Origin of the sequence: Bartonella sp. PS17NMGDW (genome assembly GCF_042193555.1) — a bacterium.
Taxonomy (GTDB): Bacteria; Pseudomonadota; Alphaproteobacteria; order Rhizobiales; family Rhizobiaceae; genus Bartonella; species Bartonella grahamii.
The window spans coordinates 1-14,213 of sequence record NZ_JBHILY010000008.1; the positions used below are offsets into that span (position 1 = coordinate 1).

At 40.1% G+C, this 14,213-nt stretch carries 20 protein-coding genes and 3 pseudogenes; 16 read left to right on the top strand and 7 right to left on the bottom strand.

The window, feature by feature from the left end; translation table 11 throughout:
* Nucleotides 1-140: 140 nt before the first annotated feature.
* From ACFIJK_RS06380 to ACFIJK_RS06390, 3 genes and pseudogenes are all read right to left on the bottom strand, one after another.
* Nucleotides 141-335, bottom strand: coding sequence for a hypothetical protein (locus tag ACFIJK_RS06380; protein WP_375627264.1), 195 nt, complete (start codon nt 333-335; stop codon nt 141-143).
* Nucleotides 336-504: 169 nt separating this feature from the next.
* Nucleotides 505-852 carry a hypothetical protein gene (locus tag ACFIJK_RS06385; RefSeq protein ID WP_375627265.1) on the bottom strand — a complete coding sequence of 116 codons (348 nt, stop codon included), beginning with the start codon at nt 850-852 and terminating at the stop codon, nt 505-507.
* A 110-nt stretch (nt 853-962) separates the two neighbouring features.
* A pseudogene (locus tag ACFIJK_RS06390) lies at nt 963-1,319 on the bottom strand (YqaJ viral recombinase family protein); the annotation flags it as partial.
* On the opposite strand from ACFIJK_RS06390, the gene ACFIJK_RS06395 reads away from it, so the two are divergent.
* The 3 genes from ACFIJK_RS06395 (at nt 1,311) to ACFIJK_RS06405 (ending at nt 3,146) form a co-directional block, all read left to right on the top strand.
* Complete coding sequence (locus tag ACFIJK_RS06395) at nt 1,311-2,177, top strand: hypothetical protein (protein WP_375627266.1); 867 nt, start codon at nt 1,311-1,313, stop codon at nt 2,175-2,177. The pseudogene ACFIJK_RS06390 and the gene ACFIJK_RS06395 sit on opposite strands and share 9 nt — an antisense overlap.
* A complete protein-coding gene (locus ACFIJK_RS06400; RefSeq protein ID WP_375627267.1) occupies nt 2,161-2,547 on the top strand; it encodes a hypothetical protein in 387 nt (128 codons plus the stop codon). Before ACFIJK_RS06395 ends, ACFIJK_RS06400 begins: the two co-directional genes overlap by 17 nt.
* Nucleotides 2,548-2,630: 83 nt before the next feature.
* Nucleotides 2,631-3,146: a hypothetical protein gene (locus ACFIJK_RS06405; RefSeq protein WP_375627268.1), complete on the top strand. Its 516-nt coding sequence runs from the start codon at nt 2,631-2,633 to the stop codon at nt 3,144-3,146.
* Between the two features lie 67 nt (nt 3,147-3,213).
* Here the strand turns inward: ACFIJK_RS06405 and ACFIJK_RS06410 are convergent, their stop codons facing one another.
* Complete coding sequence (locus tag ACFIJK_RS06410) at nt 3,214-3,507, bottom strand: HigA family addiction module antitoxin (protein ID WP_004856691.1); 294 nt, start codon at nt 3,505-3,507, stop codon at nt 3,214-3,216.
* Between the two features lie 16 nt (nt 3,508-3,523).
* Nucleotides 3,524-3,805 (bottom strand): type II toxin-antitoxin system RelE/ParE family toxin, encoded by a 282-nt coding sequence (locus ACFIJK_RS06415; RefSeq protein ID WP_156851769.1) that lies wholly within the window; start codon nt 3,803-3,805, stop codon nt 3,524-3,526.
* A gap of 188 nt (nt 3,806-3,993) precedes the next feature.
* On the opposite strand from ACFIJK_RS06415, the gene ssb reads away from it, so the two are divergent.
* From ssb to ACFIJK_RS06435, 4 genes are all read left to right on the top strand, one after another.
* Nucleotides 3,994-4,434: a single-stranded DNA-binding protein gene (gene ssb / locus ACFIJK_RS06420; protein WP_375625806.1), complete on the top strand. Its 441-nt coding sequence runs from the start codon at nt 3,994-3,996 to the stop codon at nt 4,432-4,434.
* A gap of 335 nt (nt 4,435-4,769) precedes the next feature.
* Nucleotides 4,770-5,243, top strand: a complete 474-nt coding sequence (locus ACFIJK_RS06425) for a hypothetical protein (protein ID WP_375627310.1) — start codon at nt 4,770-4,772, stop codon at nt 5,241-5,243.
* A gap of 107 nt (nt 5,244-5,350) precedes the next feature.
* Nucleotides 5,351-5,608, top strand: a complete 258-nt coding sequence (locus tag ACFIJK_RS06430) for an AbrB/MazE/SpoVT family DNA-binding domain-containing protein (protein WP_375627269.1) — start codon at nt 5,351-5,353, stop codon at nt 5,606-5,608.
* Nucleotides 5,608-5,940 carry a type II toxin-antitoxin system PemK/MazF family toxin gene (locus ACFIJK_RS06435; protein WP_375627270.1) on the top strand — a complete coding sequence of 111 codons (333 nt, stop codon included), beginning with the start codon at nt 5,608-5,610 and terminating at the stop codon, nt 5,938-5,940. The genes ACFIJK_RS06430 and ACFIJK_RS06435 overlap by 1 nt, the downstream gene beginning before the upstream one ends.
* Nucleotides 5,941-6,127: 187 nt before the next feature.
* On the opposite strand, the gene ACFIJK_RS06440 is transcribed toward ACFIJK_RS06435, so the two are convergent.
* Nucleotides 6,128-6,424: a hypothetical protein gene (locus tag ACFIJK_RS06440; RefSeq protein WP_375627271.1), complete on the bottom strand. Its 297-nt coding sequence runs from the start codon at nt 6,422-6,424 to the stop codon at nt 6,128-6,130.
* A gap of 32 nt (nt 6,425-6,456) precedes the next feature.
* Complete coding sequence (locus ACFIJK_RS06445) at nt 6,457-7,095, bottom strand: hypothetical protein (RefSeq protein WP_375627272.1); 639 nt, start codon at nt 7,093-7,095, stop codon at nt 6,457-6,459.
* A 281-nt stretch (nt 7,096-7,376) separates the two neighbouring features.
* On the opposite strand from ACFIJK_RS06445, the gene ACFIJK_RS06450 reads away from it, so the two are divergent.
* From ACFIJK_RS06450 to ACFIJK_RS06490, 9 genes and pseudogenes are all read left to right on the top strand, one after another.
* On the top strand, nt 7,377-7,691 hold the full coding sequence (locus ACFIJK_RS06450) for a hypothetical protein (protein ID WP_375627273.1): 315 nt from the start codon (nt 7,377-7,379) through the stop codon (nt 7,689-7,691).
* Nucleotides 7,672-8,999 (top strand): annotated as a pseudogene (locus ACFIJK_RS06455) (PBSX family phage terminase large subunit). The gene ACFIJK_RS06450 and the pseudogene ACFIJK_RS06455 overlap by 20 nt, the downstream one beginning before the upstream one ends.
* Nucleotides 8,984-10,027, top strand: a pseudogene (locus ACFIJK_RS06460) (portal protein); the annotation flags it as partial. The pseudogenes ACFIJK_RS06455 and ACFIJK_RS06460, both read left to right, overlap by 16 nt.
* On the top strand, nt 9,975-10,949 hold the full coding sequence (locus tag ACFIJK_RS06465; RefSeq protein ID WP_375627311.1) for a tail fiber protein: 975 nt from the start codon (nt 9,975-9,977) through the stop codon (nt 10,947-10,949). The pseudogene ACFIJK_RS06460 and the gene ACFIJK_RS06465, both read left to right, overlap by 53 nt.
* 9 nt (nt 10,950-10,958) lie before the next feature.
* Nucleotides 10,959-11,222, top strand: a complete 264-nt coding sequence (locus ACFIJK_RS06470; RefSeq protein WP_375627274.1) for a hypothetical protein — start codon at nt 10,959-10,961, stop codon at nt 11,220-11,222.
* A gap of 6 nt (nt 11,223-11,228) precedes the next feature.
* Nucleotides 11,229-12,938 (top strand): hypothetical protein, encoded by a 1,710-nt coding sequence (locus tag ACFIJK_RS06475; protein WP_375627275.1) that lies wholly within the window; start codon nt 11,229-11,231, stop codon nt 12,936-12,938.
* A 13-nt stretch (nt 12,939-12,951) separates the two neighbouring features.
* Nucleotides 12,952-13,617, top strand: coding sequence for a lysozyme (locus tag ACFIJK_RS06480; protein WP_375627276.1), 666 nt, complete (start codon nt 12,952-12,954; stop codon nt 13,615-13,617).
* Nucleotides 13,614-13,841, top strand: coding sequence for a hypothetical protein (locus ACFIJK_RS06485; RefSeq protein WP_273788001.1), 228 nt, complete (start codon nt 13,614-13,616; stop codon nt 13,839-13,841). The genes ACFIJK_RS06480 and ACFIJK_RS06485 overlap by 4 nt, the downstream gene beginning before the upstream one ends.
* A gap of 131 nt (nt 13,842-13,972) precedes the next feature.
* On the top strand, nt 13,973-14,191 hold the full coding sequence (locus ACFIJK_RS06490; protein WP_273787999.1) for a hypothetical protein: 219 nt from the start codon (nt 13,973-13,975) through the stop codon (nt 14,189-14,191).
* Nucleotides 14,192-14,213 lie beyond the last annotated feature (22 nt).

Genomic DNA, 14,213 nt, shown 5'->3' on the forward strand with positions numbered 1-14,213 from the left:
CCTTCATTTTAGATGTAATTCACTCGTGGCGTGAATCACGCTGGTGTTAAAATTTTGTTTGTGTTGCTAGAAAGGAACGTCGTCCCCTGTTAAGTTTTCTGTCTTTTCTTTGTAAACAATTTTGTAATCGGCATAAATTTTTACGTCGCCATAAATTCTTGGATCACCATCAATAATTGCATATTTGTAAATTTGTGCGTCCCCAAAAATATCCCCCCATATACTTTTGCGTTATCATAAACTTGTGCATTGCCATAAACGCGTGCAAAATAAGCAACTTTCGCGTTATCAAACACTTTAGCGCTGTCGTAAACTTCGGCACCACAATAAACCATAGCTTCATCACTAACCCAACAGTTGGCTTCATGACTTAGGTTGTCCTCATCCTCTATAAAGAGCCCCCAAGGTTACCTTTCTTGACGCCACCAAAATCTCTTAATGCTCTAATTCGGTGAAGCGTAAATCCATCAACCTCTGTTGTTTCATCAGTCAATTCATATTTTCTCATCTGGTTTGTTTTCTAGTTGAGATTCTTCTATCGTCATCAATCCAGTCGTTCCAACATACACATGCTTCACCGTAAATTTTTGCATGACCGTAAATATGCGCATCACCATAAACTTGTGCATTTTCGTAAACCTTAGCATCACCAAAAACCTTGGCATAACCATAGACTGTTGCATAACCACCAATCCAGCAATTACCATGATGCGATAGATTGTCTTCTTTCTCGATATAGCCGCCAAGATCACCTTGCTTGACGTCCTCCAAATCTCTCAATGCACGAATGCGGCGGAGCGTTTTGCGCCCAACTTCGATTGTTTCATCTGTCAGTTCATATTTCTTTTCCATGATTTATTTCCTTAATTTGCGCACAATCCACCCGTAGCGTAAATCATGCATTACTTAAAAGTTGTTAGGAAAGGGCGGGGGTGCTGGGAGGAGAGAGCACCCCCATAGGTTTAATCAGCTTTTGTCAAAATCTTGTGCATCTCTTGTTCTATTTCCCCTAAAAAGATTTCGACCGCTTTATTGATCTCTTCAATGTGTTTCTCATCACGGTTGATGCGTTTGATTTTCATTCTCAAACCAGTAGATTTGCCTACAAAGTTTGGATTATAGCTTACGAAATCACACCACTTTTGTCCTGTACAAGCCATTTGGAATTGCATCTGTGCGTGATATTCTGGCTTGATTTCGTCACCTATAAAAAAACGAAGATGAGTCATTGATTGTGGACATTTGACTTCGATTAAACCGTCCTCTCCAATGAACTCATCAGGACTTGCACCAGCCATTTCCATTTTTGGGTGTGGAATACGCGCGTTGAAGAAGAGCTAAACGATTTTGCTGATAAAAAAGAGCACATATCGCAAGTTCGTAGTGAGGCTGGTAAAAAAGGTGCACAAGCAAAAAATAATACAAAACAACATGTTAATAATTTTGCTGAAGCAAACGCTAAGCAAAATCAAGCTATAAAGAACCAGAATAAGAATATATATAAAAAAACTAAAACTATCGTTTTAGCAAAAAAAGAAATTGGTTCTGAAAGTTTAGAAACAAACGAACAGGTTGACGAGCCAACAGAGGTTGCTGCTGTTGAGACCACATCAGAGCAAATCACAACATCATCAGACAACCAACCTTCCATTCACGAGCAAGAGAACGTTCCCAAAAAAGCAAAACGAGCGCAAGCTAATCGCGGTTGTCGATTGCCTGCGGATTTTGAACCCGATTACGATTTTGCAATCGAAGAGGGCTTGCCTCCAGAGCGCGTCAAAGTCGAAATCGCAAAGTTTCGAGATTACTGGCGTTCAAAAGCCGGAGCAAATGCAACCAAAATCGATTGGCAAGCAACATGGCGTAACTGGGTACGCAGGGCTATCGAGGGTTTAGAAAAAACGAAAAACAAGAACAACAATGGTGGAAACAATGGAAACTTTTCAAAAGATCAAAGAACTCGTGGTAGTACCGGAGAGACAATCCGTAATCTTATCGGTGCAACACAGCTTAGTGACGCCTCTACAAGATACCGTGCAACAGATAGAGCAATGTGTAACTCTGGAGTTCCCATGGACCTTGAGAAATGGCATTCAATTGACAGAAACCCTAGAGAAACAAGCTTTAGAAGCTTATCAGACTGTTCAAAACTTACTTACCGTGAAAGCGTCTGTTGAAGACATAGTAGAGGCTCTTGATGTGCTTGAAGGTGGTTTGACAATGCAAAAAGTTTCGAATGTAGAAGCGCGTGCAAAGGCTTATATCGCAGCTCTTAACGGCATTTCACTCTGGTCTTTATTGCAAGCTGTTAAAAATCTTATACGTGGTGAAGCAAAAGGCATGTCCACAACGTTTGTGCCCTCATGCGCTGATCTAGCGCAGTATTGTCGTGATTTAGAAAGCAGGCTTTATGGTGTTGCTGAGAGAGTTTTTACAGCAGTTGAAAATACGCGTAACCTAGCCTTAGGAGGCAAGCGCATTTCATTCATGAGAATAGGCAAGCCTAGTGAAGAGCAACATAACAGTAGCAATTCTAAAGCGGCTTAAAACAGCAAACTAGTGAAAAGTGCTGATCATTTTACGATTAGGCATGTGTTTAAATCGACAAAAAGGTACCGCAGGAAATAAATATGTTTACAGATAAGCAGCTAAGAGCCTTGTTTGGCATTATAACTTTTATATTTTTATGTTTTTTAGGAATTAAAAAAAATCTTTACTTTATTCAGAGTATTTTGACATTCGCATCTGTTTCTTTGGTAATAGTCACAACGGTTTTTGCAATTTTATGCAATTCCAATACTCCTTCTGAATTGCAAAACAACCCAAAATACAAATGCGGAAATACAACAGGTTGGGTGAAACTAACACGTGATTTACAACAATATATGCACCGACTTTTAAAGCTAATAAGTGTAGCGCTTGTCGTTTTAATTTTCCCAAGTAGTTATAAAGAAACGGTCTCTTTACCTATTATTTCTAAGTACGTGGAGTACAAGCTTTCTTTTTCATTGGATACTATACTTTGGTACTCAGATATTGCTCTTTGGTATTCCTTTTTAGTTTGTGTATTGTTTCTTATGTTACATACACGCAGTTTAATAAATATATCTATTTACACACTACAGTGCTCAGTTAAAAAACCATAGTAAAATTTCCGAACGTTTATAGATAAAATCAACAAGAGCATAAAAAACTATCGTGGGCTGCTTGATTTTAAAGATGCCCTACTTGCTCTAAAGGTGAAATATGTGGGATTGGGCTGTTATGCCGAGCTTGCCACAAATCATGCTTTTGTTGCAATTTAAGCCAGAATTCCGCATCATTTAAACCCGCTTTTTCTAACCGTAAAGCTAAGTTAATGCTAATCGCTGCATGACAGTTTAAGACGCGGGATAAAGTTAAACGTGCAACACCAAGACGATTTGCAGCTTCTGTTACTGTTAACCCTAATTCATCAAGCAATTCTTCTTTCAAAATGCCGCCAGGGTGTGGAGGATTGTACATCATAATAACACCTCAAAACTCAATGGTAATCTTGATAATCAACCAGTTCAACGTCTGTCCCAATGAAACGAAAAGTAACACGCCAATTTCCATTGACACGCATTGACCAGTAACCTTTTAAATCGCCCGTAAGCGCATGTAGACGATACGATTTAAGAGTAACTTGTTCAGGCGCGGATATTGTATCTAAAATTACTAAAATGTTTGCTAATTTTTTAGCATGCACGGGTTGTATGCCTTTGCAGACTCCTCTTTCAAAGAATAATTTCAACCCTTTATGCTTAAAACTAACGATTGCCATATATACCCTCTTGATACTTGATACTATACACCATGCATTTATGTCAATTGATTATTTATCAAAGAGCATATTAAACATAATTTTATATGTTAAAAAACAATAATATCATTTTGAAATAATTGAAAAAATAAGCAAATCATGCTAGGATTTTTTATGTATTAAAATACAAATTTAAGGTAAGAAAAAACATGCTAAATAAAGTGATGTTAATCGGGCGTTTAGGTGCTGATCCCGAAAGCAAAACAATGAATTCTGGAGCAGAAATAGTCAATTTTAGTATAGCGACTTCTGAGAGCTATACAGATAAAAATACTCATCAAAAAGTAGAGAAAACTGAATGGCATTCAGTTGTGATTTTTAATCCACATTTAGCAAAAATAGCGCTTCAGTATCTCAACAAAGGTTCAAAAGTTTACGTAGAAGGAAAATTACAGACACGCAAATGGCAAGATAAAAATGGGCATGACCGTTATACAACAGAGATTGTTTTACCGCAATTCAAAGGCGAGTTAAAGCTCTTAGACGGAAAAAATAATGATAATCAAGAGCCATTATCTTCTTATGACAGAAGTTTCCAGCAACCTCTTGATACGCCTCATACTGTTATAAATGATGAGGTTCCTTTTTGATGTTAATGAGTCAATCCAATTCTTTGCAAATAATTATACAGAATAATATGCTTATGCAACAAGCGTTGTTAGAGAATAAAGGTAATGATGTACCTGCTACTGGTTTTGAAATAGCAATAATCATTGTATTTATGTTGACATTGGTTGTATTCGTTTGGGGGCTGGCTAATGATAAAATAAAGATAAGTGTATTAACTATAATTATAGGTCTCTCTTTATCCACGTGGTTATTTATTTTGGATAAAGAAACATGTTTAGCATCAGATAAAATTGGGCAAGATATTAGACAGACATTTGGGGGTATAAGTGAAAAAAATAAAAAGAAAGATGCTTACATTTCACAAGTGAAAGTACGTCAAGATCCTGTTAATCAATTGGCAATTGAAATGCGTGCTAAACGCTTTGTTTTGACTATTGAAGAGGCTAAAAATCCGCTTGCTGGTACTTATGTTGGGCGGCTTTGTTTGCAAGGTGTGCTTACTCAAGACCAGTATGATGCTGCGCAAAAATATCTTGAAGTGAAAAATGACTATTTGTGTGCAAAAGGTTTACCAAGCGCTGTTTATGATGAAATACCATCATCTTCTGATGACAAAGCAAGAGAAAAATGGGTTGAATTTGCAACAGAACAGTTTTCTAATATGCAAGAGGCGATAAAAGAAACACAACATCTCTATAGACAGTATAATCTTTATGCAGCAATACAATATATTGTTGTCGAAGACCAAACATTACCACATCTTGTGAATTCATTGCGGGTCGCTCTTAACGCGCTTCATAAATATTTTGACAGAAAAACTAAATGGTAAATGTTTTATTGTTCTTTTTCCATAAAAGTTCCATAAAAGCATGAAAAGCTCTTGAAGAATATGCATTAGAATGTTATATTTTTATATAATATTAAAGGGAGTGTTTTATGCACACAACAAAATTACGTAAGGTTGGAGGGTCTATTATGCTCTCTATACCGCCCGCATTGCTTGATGTTCTTCATCTTTCTGAAAACACGCAAGTGGGTTTGGCTATTGACAATGGACAATTGGTTGTAAAACCACAGGCATTCCCTAGCTATACTCTTGAAGAATTGTTAGCGCAATGTAATCCTTCAGATGATTTTGCGGATGGTGATATGGAGTGGTTTGATGCCAAGCCTGTTGGCAGAGAGCTCTTGTAATGAAGCGGGGCGAAATTTGGTTTGTATCGCTTGACCCAACTTCTGGTTATGAGCAAAAAGGAACGCGTCCTGTACTGGTTGTGTCACCGGAGGCGTTTAATCGTGCCACGAAAACACCGATTGTCTTACCTATTACAAGTGGAGGAAATTTTGCAAGAACAGCAGGTTTTGCTGTTTCATTAGCAGGAACAGGATTACATACAACAGGTGTGATACGTTGTGATCAACCACGAGCTCTCGATATAGCAGCGCGTCAGGGAAGGAAAATGGAAACAGTTCCCTCCATGATTATGAACGAAGTGCTTGCCAAGCTATCAACATTTCTAACATAGTTTTTTTATGCATCTTTAAGAACGATGCTAAAGTAAGCAATGTGACGTGAAACGTTTCTCTGTATAACGCCTTGTAAAAGACTAAGGAAAATAATTCATTCTATTGTACGCAGAAGTGCCTCTTTTTGTTTCTAAAAATAAGAAAGATATGAAGTATTTGTTTTATGATTTTTAGTATTTTTATTCTTCACTTATAGCTATTACAATCAACATCTTGAAATTTATCATAACCATAGTAATCTTTATGTTGCTGTTTTAACATTTTACATAGATTGTATCGATTAATATCAAATTTTTCGAGCACTTCGTTTGGAAGATCATATAAATTTCGAGGACCAACATCAAACATATCAACTGCATCAGCTAGGTTATTTGGAATGCGGTTCTCATCTGCATCTGATTTTTGTCCGCAGTTGGTAAAAAAAAGCACACTGATTACTATGATTAATAAGTAACTTATTTTTTTTGCTGATAAATAATTCATTATTTCTTTTATGGCTGGAGTTTAAGTATATATTAAAGATTAAGAGTTTTCTTAATAAGGTGATCCATCTTATCAATTTCATTGCTTAGTGCATCAATCATGTTATTTACTTTTTCAATATTCTGATGAAGTTCAAAAAATTGTGCCTCATAATTCAACACATCAGATGTGTGCTTAGACTTAGATGCTTTTGCCATGGCTTGAAGCACTATGTGCCGCTTTTGAACAAGGCTAAAAATGGATTGTATTGTCTCATGTCTTGCTTTGATTGCTTTATTTCGTGTATGAATTATAGTGTACAATCCATAATTTTTTTGTTGATCCTGTCTTGGACTCATATTGAGTAGTTTTATAGTCAGGGCATCCTGTTCTTGAGCTATTGTTTCCCACTCATTGAGGGTAATTTCTAGAAACTTCTGTGTGTCATTCCATCCCCTTTCCGCATTTTCTTTTGCATCTTTTTCTAGGTTCAGTTTTTCAATTATTTTAGAACAAAATAATTCATTTATACTGGCATAACCATGTGCTGTTAGCAAAAGATATGCCATAAAAAACGCAATCGTTAATATGTTCTTTTTGAATACAAATATTTTTGTAAATGTCTTTTTAATTCTGCATAAAGCTGCTTTTTTGAAAAATAACATTAATTCCCCCCACTTTTTGCTAATCAATAACTTTGTGCTTCCATATAATTGATTCGTTGAGATGACACAATTGTGAGTGGTTGGTTGTTAAAGACACTAGATTTAGGTGAAAAAAATAAAAAATACACAATATAGTGATTTTTTTGTTGACAGGATATGAAAAATAGTGTTTTATGGCGTTGCTGTACTAGTCGAATTGCGTCCAGAATTACGGTAAAGGTATAACCTTTCTTATAAGTTTATCTGATTGTTCAGAGCCCTGCTTTTGCGGGGTTTTTTTATTGTCTTGTTTACAAAAAGAAACACATATGAAAACCACTGAAAAACTTGCAAAAAAAACGCCCCCAAAGGCAGGTCAAGGGCGGGTAAAAGGCGTGCCAAATAAAACGACACGTATTTTGAAAGAAGCAGTGCTTAAGGCTGCTGAGCGCGCTGGTAAGAAATATGGTGATGATGGTTTGATCTCTTATCTCGAAAAACAGGCAATCAAATGCCCCGCTGCTTATTTGGCATTGTTGGGGAAGATTTTGCCTTTGCAAGTGACAGGGGAAGATGGCGGAGCCATTAAGATGATAACGCGTGTAGAAATCGCGCCTTTAGTGAATGACGACACGACAGATTAATATTGTTCCAAAGCTTATACCGATTTTTACAGATAAGGCTTTGGTGCGTGCTGCTTGGGGTGGACGAGGGTCTGGAAAGACAAGATCATTTGCCTTGATGGCTGCTTTAAAAGGCTATCAATTTGGTATGCAAGGGATATCGGGCACTATACTTTGTGCACGGCAGTTTCAGAATTCTTTGGCAGAAAGTTCATTGGAGGAGATTAAGCGCGCCATTGAAGCGCATGACTTTTTAAAGGACTATTACAAGGTTGGGGAGTCGTCGATTAAGTCGATTGATGGTCGTATAGCCTTTCAGTTTTCTGGTCTGGACCGGAATATTGCAAGTATCAAGTCTATGGGGCGTATTTTGCTTTGTTGGGTTGATGAGGCGGAGCCGGTTACAGAGACGGCTTGGCAAACGCTTATACCGACTTTGCGAGAAGAAGGAAAAGATTGGAATGCAGAATTATGGGTGACATGGAACCCGTTGCGAGAGAATGCCCCCGTTGAGAAGCGGTTTCGCTTTTCAGACAATGAGGCAATTAAGCGTGTTGAGATCAACTGGTCAGACAATCCGAAGTTTCCGAAGATCTTGAATGAAGCGCGATTGGATGATCTGAGAAACCGTCCAGAGACCTATAAGCATATCTGGGAAGGGGCTTATCTTACAGCGGTTCAAGGCGCTTATTATCAAAAGGAAATGTTGGCAGCCGAGCAGGAGGGGCGGATAGGGCGTGTTGCTCGTGACCCCTTGATGCAAATACGTGCTTTTTGGGACATTGGGGGTACGGGCGCCAAGGCAGATGCAACAGCGATATGGATAGCACAATTTGTTGGACGAGAGATCAGAGTGCTTAATTATTACGAAGCACAGGGGCAGCCGTTATCGGAACATATAGGTTGGTTGCGTCAAAACGGTTATGAGAAGGCGTTGATGGTTTTGCCTCATGACGGTGCGACCAGAGACCGTGTGCACAATGTGAGTTTTGAGAGTGCTTTAAATGATGCGGGCTTTGAAACACAGGTTGTTCCCAATCAGGGAGCAGGGGCGGTTAAGATGCGTATAGAGGCGGTGCGTCGTATTTTGCCGTCTGTTTGGTTTAATGAAGAGATGACGGTAGCAGGGCGCAAAGCACTGAATTGGTATCACGAGAAATGGGATGAGAAGCGCGGCATTGGTTTGGGTGCAGAGCATGATTGGTCGAGCCATGGGGCGGATGCCTTTGGTTTAATGTGCATTGTCTATGAAGCACCCAGTGTCAAAAACCCAAGCAAGAGCGTTATTGCACTATGGAAAGAGAAGCGGCATCATGGATGGCATTCTAGATCAAGACTTTCAAAAAACGACAATCCTTGATGAATATGAAATCTATAAGCGTTTAAAGTCTTGGTACGCAGAAGATATTGAACATGTTAATGAATGGCGTGAACAGGCGCGTGAAGATTTTGATTTTTATAATGGTCGTCAATGGGCAGAGGAAGATCTTGCTGTTTTAAAAGAGCAACGCCGTCCTGTCATGACTTTTAACCGCATTGTACCCCTTGTGAATGCTATTGTTGGGGCGGAGCGTAATAATAAGCGCGAAGTACAGTTTCAACCACGGCAAATGGGAGCAGCAATACCCAATGAATTGCTTACTGGAGCAGCAGAATGGTTTCGTGATGAGGCAGAGGCGGAATATGCCGATTCCGATGCTTTTCAGGATATGGTTATTTGCAGTATGGGCTGGACAGATACGCGGCTTGATTATGATACAGATCCCGAAGGGATACCTGCTGTTCAACGTTTAGATCCCTTAAAAATGGTTTGGGATGCCAATGCTGTAAGACCAAATCTCATTGACGCACAGCGTATGTGGTATGTTGATCGCAAATCCGTTGAGGATGCTAAAAGTCTTTTTCCTGATGTTGCTGTTGAAGATCTTAACGCCGATTGGGCTATCGATAGTACAACCGCTTCTGAGGATTCTCATGTGTCGCTTGATGCGTATCAAGATGACTCCAATGCGACTTCTCTCTCAGATCCGTGTTCTGGGAAACGCTATGTTACGCTGGTTGAATGCCGTTGGTTTGAATATGAGACCACTTACAAGGCGCCTGATCTTCAAACCGGTCAGATGCGCAACTATAGCAAACAGGAGTTTGAACAGCTTCAAAGGGTAATGCCGCAACTAAAAGGGGTGTGTTTTAATAAAAAAGTGGTGAGATGCGCTTTTCTGGGACGACGTCTTTTAGCAAAGCCCGATAAGCCATTAGCACCTGATGGGCAACTTGGGTGGGAGTGTATCACGGGCACGCTGGATAAGCTTAAAAACCAGTTTTACGGGATTGTTCGCCCCGCAAAAGATCCACAACATTAATTGGGCAGAAGGGCAGCCGCCTAGTTCTGTTAATGATAGTGCGCGGGTCATGATGCAGCGTATACGTGAATATCTTGCCGATAATGGTGGTTCTCTTGACTCAAAGTTTATTGTGAATGGAAAGGAACAAACAACATCAATTACGTTGACGACGGTTTCGCCAATAGCAAAATATAAAAACGATATCATTATCCGCTTTAAGGCGCGTGGTATAAATATTGGTACGACAACAATAAACATGAATAATATAGGAGCAAAGCTACTCTATAAAGCCACCAGCACGGGAATAGTATCATTGACAGGTGGTGAGTTACAAACAAATGGTATTTATGAAATAGTCTATAATGATGGCGTATCAACAAAAGGTCTTGATGGCTGGTATCTTTTAAATCCTACCCCCATTCCACCACCGAAGGTCGAAACCTTTCCTTGTGGTTTTATTGCGACCTTTGCTATGCAAGAAGTCCCAAACGGTTGGCTTTTATGTGATGGAGCTACTTATGAACGCAAAGATTATCCGCAATTATTCAAGGCGATAGGGGATAAATGGGGAAAAAACAGTGATACAACCTTTAAAGTTCCAGATTTTAGAGGAGTGTTTTTGCGCGGCTTTGATAATGGTCGCGGTTTAGACAGAAGTAGACAATTTGCTGATATACAGCAAGATTGCCTTAAATCGCACACACATGCTTGTAGCGTTGAATCGGCGGGGCAGCACGCACACAATTTTCAGTATAATGGAGTGGGATGGAGCGCCAATGATATTGGTAGAAGAAACCCCTCTTATCACTATGCCGTTCTTGGAGGAACAACACAACCTGCTGGAGTGCACACGCATAAGGTAACACTTTCTTCAACGGGTGAGGCAGAAACGCGCCCTATTAATGTACCGGTTGTTTATGCCATAAAATCATAAGGTTTTCAGATGATCAATAATCCGTCTGCTATTGATGATATTGCGGACGCGGAGCAAATCCGCGTCCTTTTTTATGCAAGCAATCGAATGGTTCATGCGCCATTGAATAAGGTGCTTGATCTTGTCAAAAACGATATACAGCATGATCTTTTAAGCGCTTTGGCAGAGTATCAAGAAGCGACAGATCAACGCATAGAGATCATGCAAAAACTTATTGATGAATTGCAGTCTCTCATCCCCAAAAATCTCAAAAACAGACTTACTAAGGAATGAAACGCGATGCCATTACCCTATCATACGCACATATTTAAGCTTGAACCAGCAACAAAGAAAGAAGTCAAAGAAGGTATTTTAAATAGTAAGGCTCTTGCACCTGTTTCAGTAGGAAGTGCAGCAGCTTATCAGGTAGAATATTTTGCAACCGCTGCTCAAGGGAAAAAGGCTGATGATGCTGTTGCAAAGAGAGATATTGGAGCTCTTGCTTACAAAGATAAGGTCACAATCCACGATATTGAAGCAAGTGGTGAAGTGCATGAGAATGCGATTTTATCAGGCGCTGGCTGGGTAAAAATATCGTCTTTAGGGATTGGCGATATGAAGGCTGCTACATATGATCCCGACAATGTGGGGGCAAATGCATTTTCTATGGAAAATATGAACGAGGGTCCTACCAAAAAGATCTTAACCACAGAGGAAAGATCAAAACTACGATGGTTGAGTGCTACCCAACCAACAATAGAAAAGTGGCATAAGGGAAGTGAAGGTGTTTATTATCCCATATCTCCGGTAGATCTCAAAAATACCATTCGTTATTTTGTAGGCTCAAAGTCTGTTGGTATGTCAAAATCAGTTTATGATCCAGATAAAATAGAAAAAGATGCCTTTGATATGGAGAATATGAATGAGGGGAATACGCATCTTATTTTAACCCCTCAAGAACGTGCACAGGTTGCAAAAATTGATAAAATTGAAGATGTGGCACAGCACGCACAAGAAAGTGCACAACAAGGGCTTTATGCAGCCAGTGAGGCGAAGGATATTGCCAATGCTGCATTCAATACAGCGAAAGATGCGCAAGATCACGCTGTAGATGCGAAAAATACCGCTGAGTCCGCACAAAAAACAGGAGACAGGGCACAAGCTGTGGCAAGTGTCGCACAAGAAACAGCGGATAGTGTACAGAAAAAAGTTGATCTCATTCAACCTCTTGCAAAAAAAGACTGGATTGATGGCATAAAGACAGTGGATGCACTTATCTCACCAGCCAAACTGATGGCTTCAATCAAAGCAAATAGTAGCAATAGCAGCGGCGCTGGTAGCGGCAACAATGGTGGCGGGGTTAGAAAACCTGTTGAAATTCTGATGACAGAAAGCGGAGATATTCCATTGCCTGATGGTATTACTGCTGACACCGATATCGAAGTATGGGCTTGGGGCGGTGGAGGTGGTGGCGTTAAGGATGGCGGCGGCGGCGGCGGTCAATGTGTGCATGTTAAAATGAAAGGTTCTGATTTAGATAAATTAAAAACAGCTTACATTGGTCGTGGTGGTAAAGGCAATGACAGTAACATTTTGTGCAATGGTGGTAGAACAATGATCAAAGGGCTTGTTACAGCAGAAGGAGGATATTCCGTTTCCATGACTCTCGTTAACTTTGGAGGGAAAGGCGGCGATGGAGGAGGAAACAGAGAGGGCATCAGTGGTGAGAGTTTTATTTTTTCTGGTGGGAATGGTGGAGGAAGTGGAATAGACGGCAAGAGAGCTGGTACCGGTGGAAGTTCGTTTCTTGGCGGCGGCGGCGGCGGTGGTGGTCAATGCAAGGGTTCTATCATGGGGCAAGGTGGTGAGAGTTACAAAGGTGGTAACGGTGGTAGAGGTGGTAAAGAATGTGGCGGTGGCGGTGGTGGATATTTTGATGGGAAACACGGAAGCGACAAAATTGGCGGCGACGGCGGTGATGGAGCAGTACTCATAAAGGTATATTTATAAGGTGAATTGAACAATGGCACGGAAAATAAGTAAAGACTGTTTATACTGTTTAAAAAAGTGGGAAGGTTTGCGCTTGCAGTCTTATCAAGATGCTTCTGGCGTATGGACGATTGGTTATGGTCATACGAAAAAAGCTGGTCAACCAACAGTGGTTGAGGGCATGGTGATTACGGAAAAAAAAGCCGAAACCATGCTTTTAGCAGATTTGCGGCAATATGAGAGGGCGGTAGAAAAAGCAGTTTGTGTGAATTTAAGCGACGAGCAGTTCGGCGCCTTTGTTTCCTTTTGTTATAATGTAGGTATTGCAGCTTTCCAAAACTCTACATTGCTTAAAAGGCTTAATCGGGGGGATTATGAAGCTGTACCAACCGAATTACAGAAATGGACCAAAGCAGGCGGTAAGCGTCTTGAAGGTCTCGCACACCGGCGTGCGGCAGAGGCAGGGCTATGGGCGAAAGGGGCTTATGTTTCTTCTAATTATCAAACAGTAGAAACGAAACAACCAACAGGGTTTCTCAAAGCAGAAGCATTGGCACCGATTATTGGTTCTTTCTCAGGTCTTGGTGGGTTTTTAGCGGGTAATGGACCAATCCAATGGGCTTTAGCCGCCATTATGGTTTTAGCCGCATGTACTGGCATTTTCTTTGTTGCTAAACGCTTTCAGGAGCACCGCCTATGATCTTATGGATGAAAAGAAACTTGATGGTAACAGGTGCGGCTTTAGCCGCTTTTTTTATTGCCTTAGCAAAAGCTTTTACTCTTGGGAAAAAAGTAGAGCAACAAAAGCAAACAGAAAAAGCTTTAAAAGCAGCCACAACACGGCTTGAGGTGGAAAGTGAAGTTAATCAAAAAAGTGATGCTGATGTGCGTGCTGCTCTCTCTCACTGGTTGCGCGACAAATAAATATGTTTTTTCTTGTGTTGGTTGGTTACCTATTTATTTAAGCCGACAAGATCTGAACACCATTAGCTCAAACTTAGCAAGAGAGATCTTAAAGCATAACAAGCAGGGTCAACGCTTGTGTGGGTGGAAACATGGCTAGAAAAAAAACACAAGACGATATAGAGCTTACAGAAGCAGAAAAAGAAATGCTTCAGGAAATGATACTTACCTACCAAAGTGTGAAAATGATGTCTCGCTTTATGAAATGGATAGCGTTTTTTATCTTTTTGTTGATTCTTGATTTTGCACGCCTCATGGATGCGCTAGATAATGTCATCGCACATTTAAAGCAGTGGTTTTCAAAGAACTGAACAACTGTCATAAAAGAAAAAT

Excerpts from the sequence above, each read along its gene's own strand:
- ACFIJK_RS06485 (WP_273788001.1), top strand. The coding sequence starts at position 13,614 with ATGATCTTATGGATGAAAAGAAACTTGATGGTAACAGGTGCGGCTTTA.
- ACFIJK_RS06410 (WP_004856691.1), bottom strand. The coding sequence starts at position 3,507 with ATGATGTACAATCCTCCACACCCTGGCGGCATTTTGAAAGAAGAATTG.
- ACFIJK_RS06475 (WP_375627275.1), top strand. The coding sequence starts at position 11,229 with ATGCCATTACCCTATCATACGCACATATTTAAGCTTGAACCAGCAACA.
- ACFIJK_RS06415 (WP_156851769.1), bottom strand. The coding sequence starts at position 3,805 with ATGGCAATCGTTAGTTTTAAGCATAAAGGGTTGAAATTATTCTTTGAA.
- ACFIJK_RS06435 (WP_375627270.1), top strand. The coding sequence starts at position 5,608 with ATGAAGCGGGGCGAAATTTGGTTTGTATCGCTTGACCCAACTTCTGGT.
- ACFIJK_RS06430 (WP_375627269.1), top strand. The coding sequence starts at position 5,351 with ATGCACACAACAAAATTACGTAAGGTTGGAGGGTCTATTATGCTCTCT.
- ACFIJK_RS06405 (WP_375627268.1), top strand. The coding sequence starts at position 2,631 with ATGTTTACAGATAAGCAGCTAAGAGCCTTGTTTGGCATTATAACTTTT.
- ACFIJK_RS06490 (WP_273787999.1), top strand. The coding sequence starts at position 13,973 with ATGGCTAGAAAAAAAACACAAGACGATATAGAGCTTACAGAAGCAGAA.
- ACFIJK_RS06440 (WP_375627271.1), bottom strand. The coding sequence starts at position 6,424 with ATGAATTATTTATCAGCAAAAAAAATAAGTTACTTATTAATCATAGTA.
- ACFIJK_RS06380 (WP_375627264.1), bottom strand. The coding sequence starts at position 335 with ATGGTTTATTGTGGTGCCGAAGTTTACGACAGCGCTAAAGTGTTTGAT.
- ACFIJK_RS06470 (WP_375627274.1), top strand. The coding sequence starts at position 10,959 with ATGATCAATAATCCGTCTGCTATTGATGATATTGCGGACGCGGAGCAA.
- ssb (WP_375625806.1), top strand. The coding sequence starts at position 3,994 with ATGCTAAATAAAGTGATGTTAATCGGGCGTTTAGGTGCTGATCCCGAA.
- ACFIJK_RS06480 (WP_375627276.1), top strand. The coding sequence starts at position 12,952 with ATGGCACGGAAAATAAGTAAAGACTGTTTATACTGTTTAAAAAAGTGG.
- ACFIJK_RS06385 (WP_375627265.1), bottom strand. The coding sequence starts at position 852 with ATGGAAAAGAAATATGAACTGACAGATGAAACAATCGAAGTTGGGCGC.
- ACFIJK_RS06450 (WP_375627273.1), top strand. The coding sequence starts at position 7,377 with ATGAAAACCACTGAAAAACTTGCAAAAAAAACGCCCCCAAAGGCAGGT.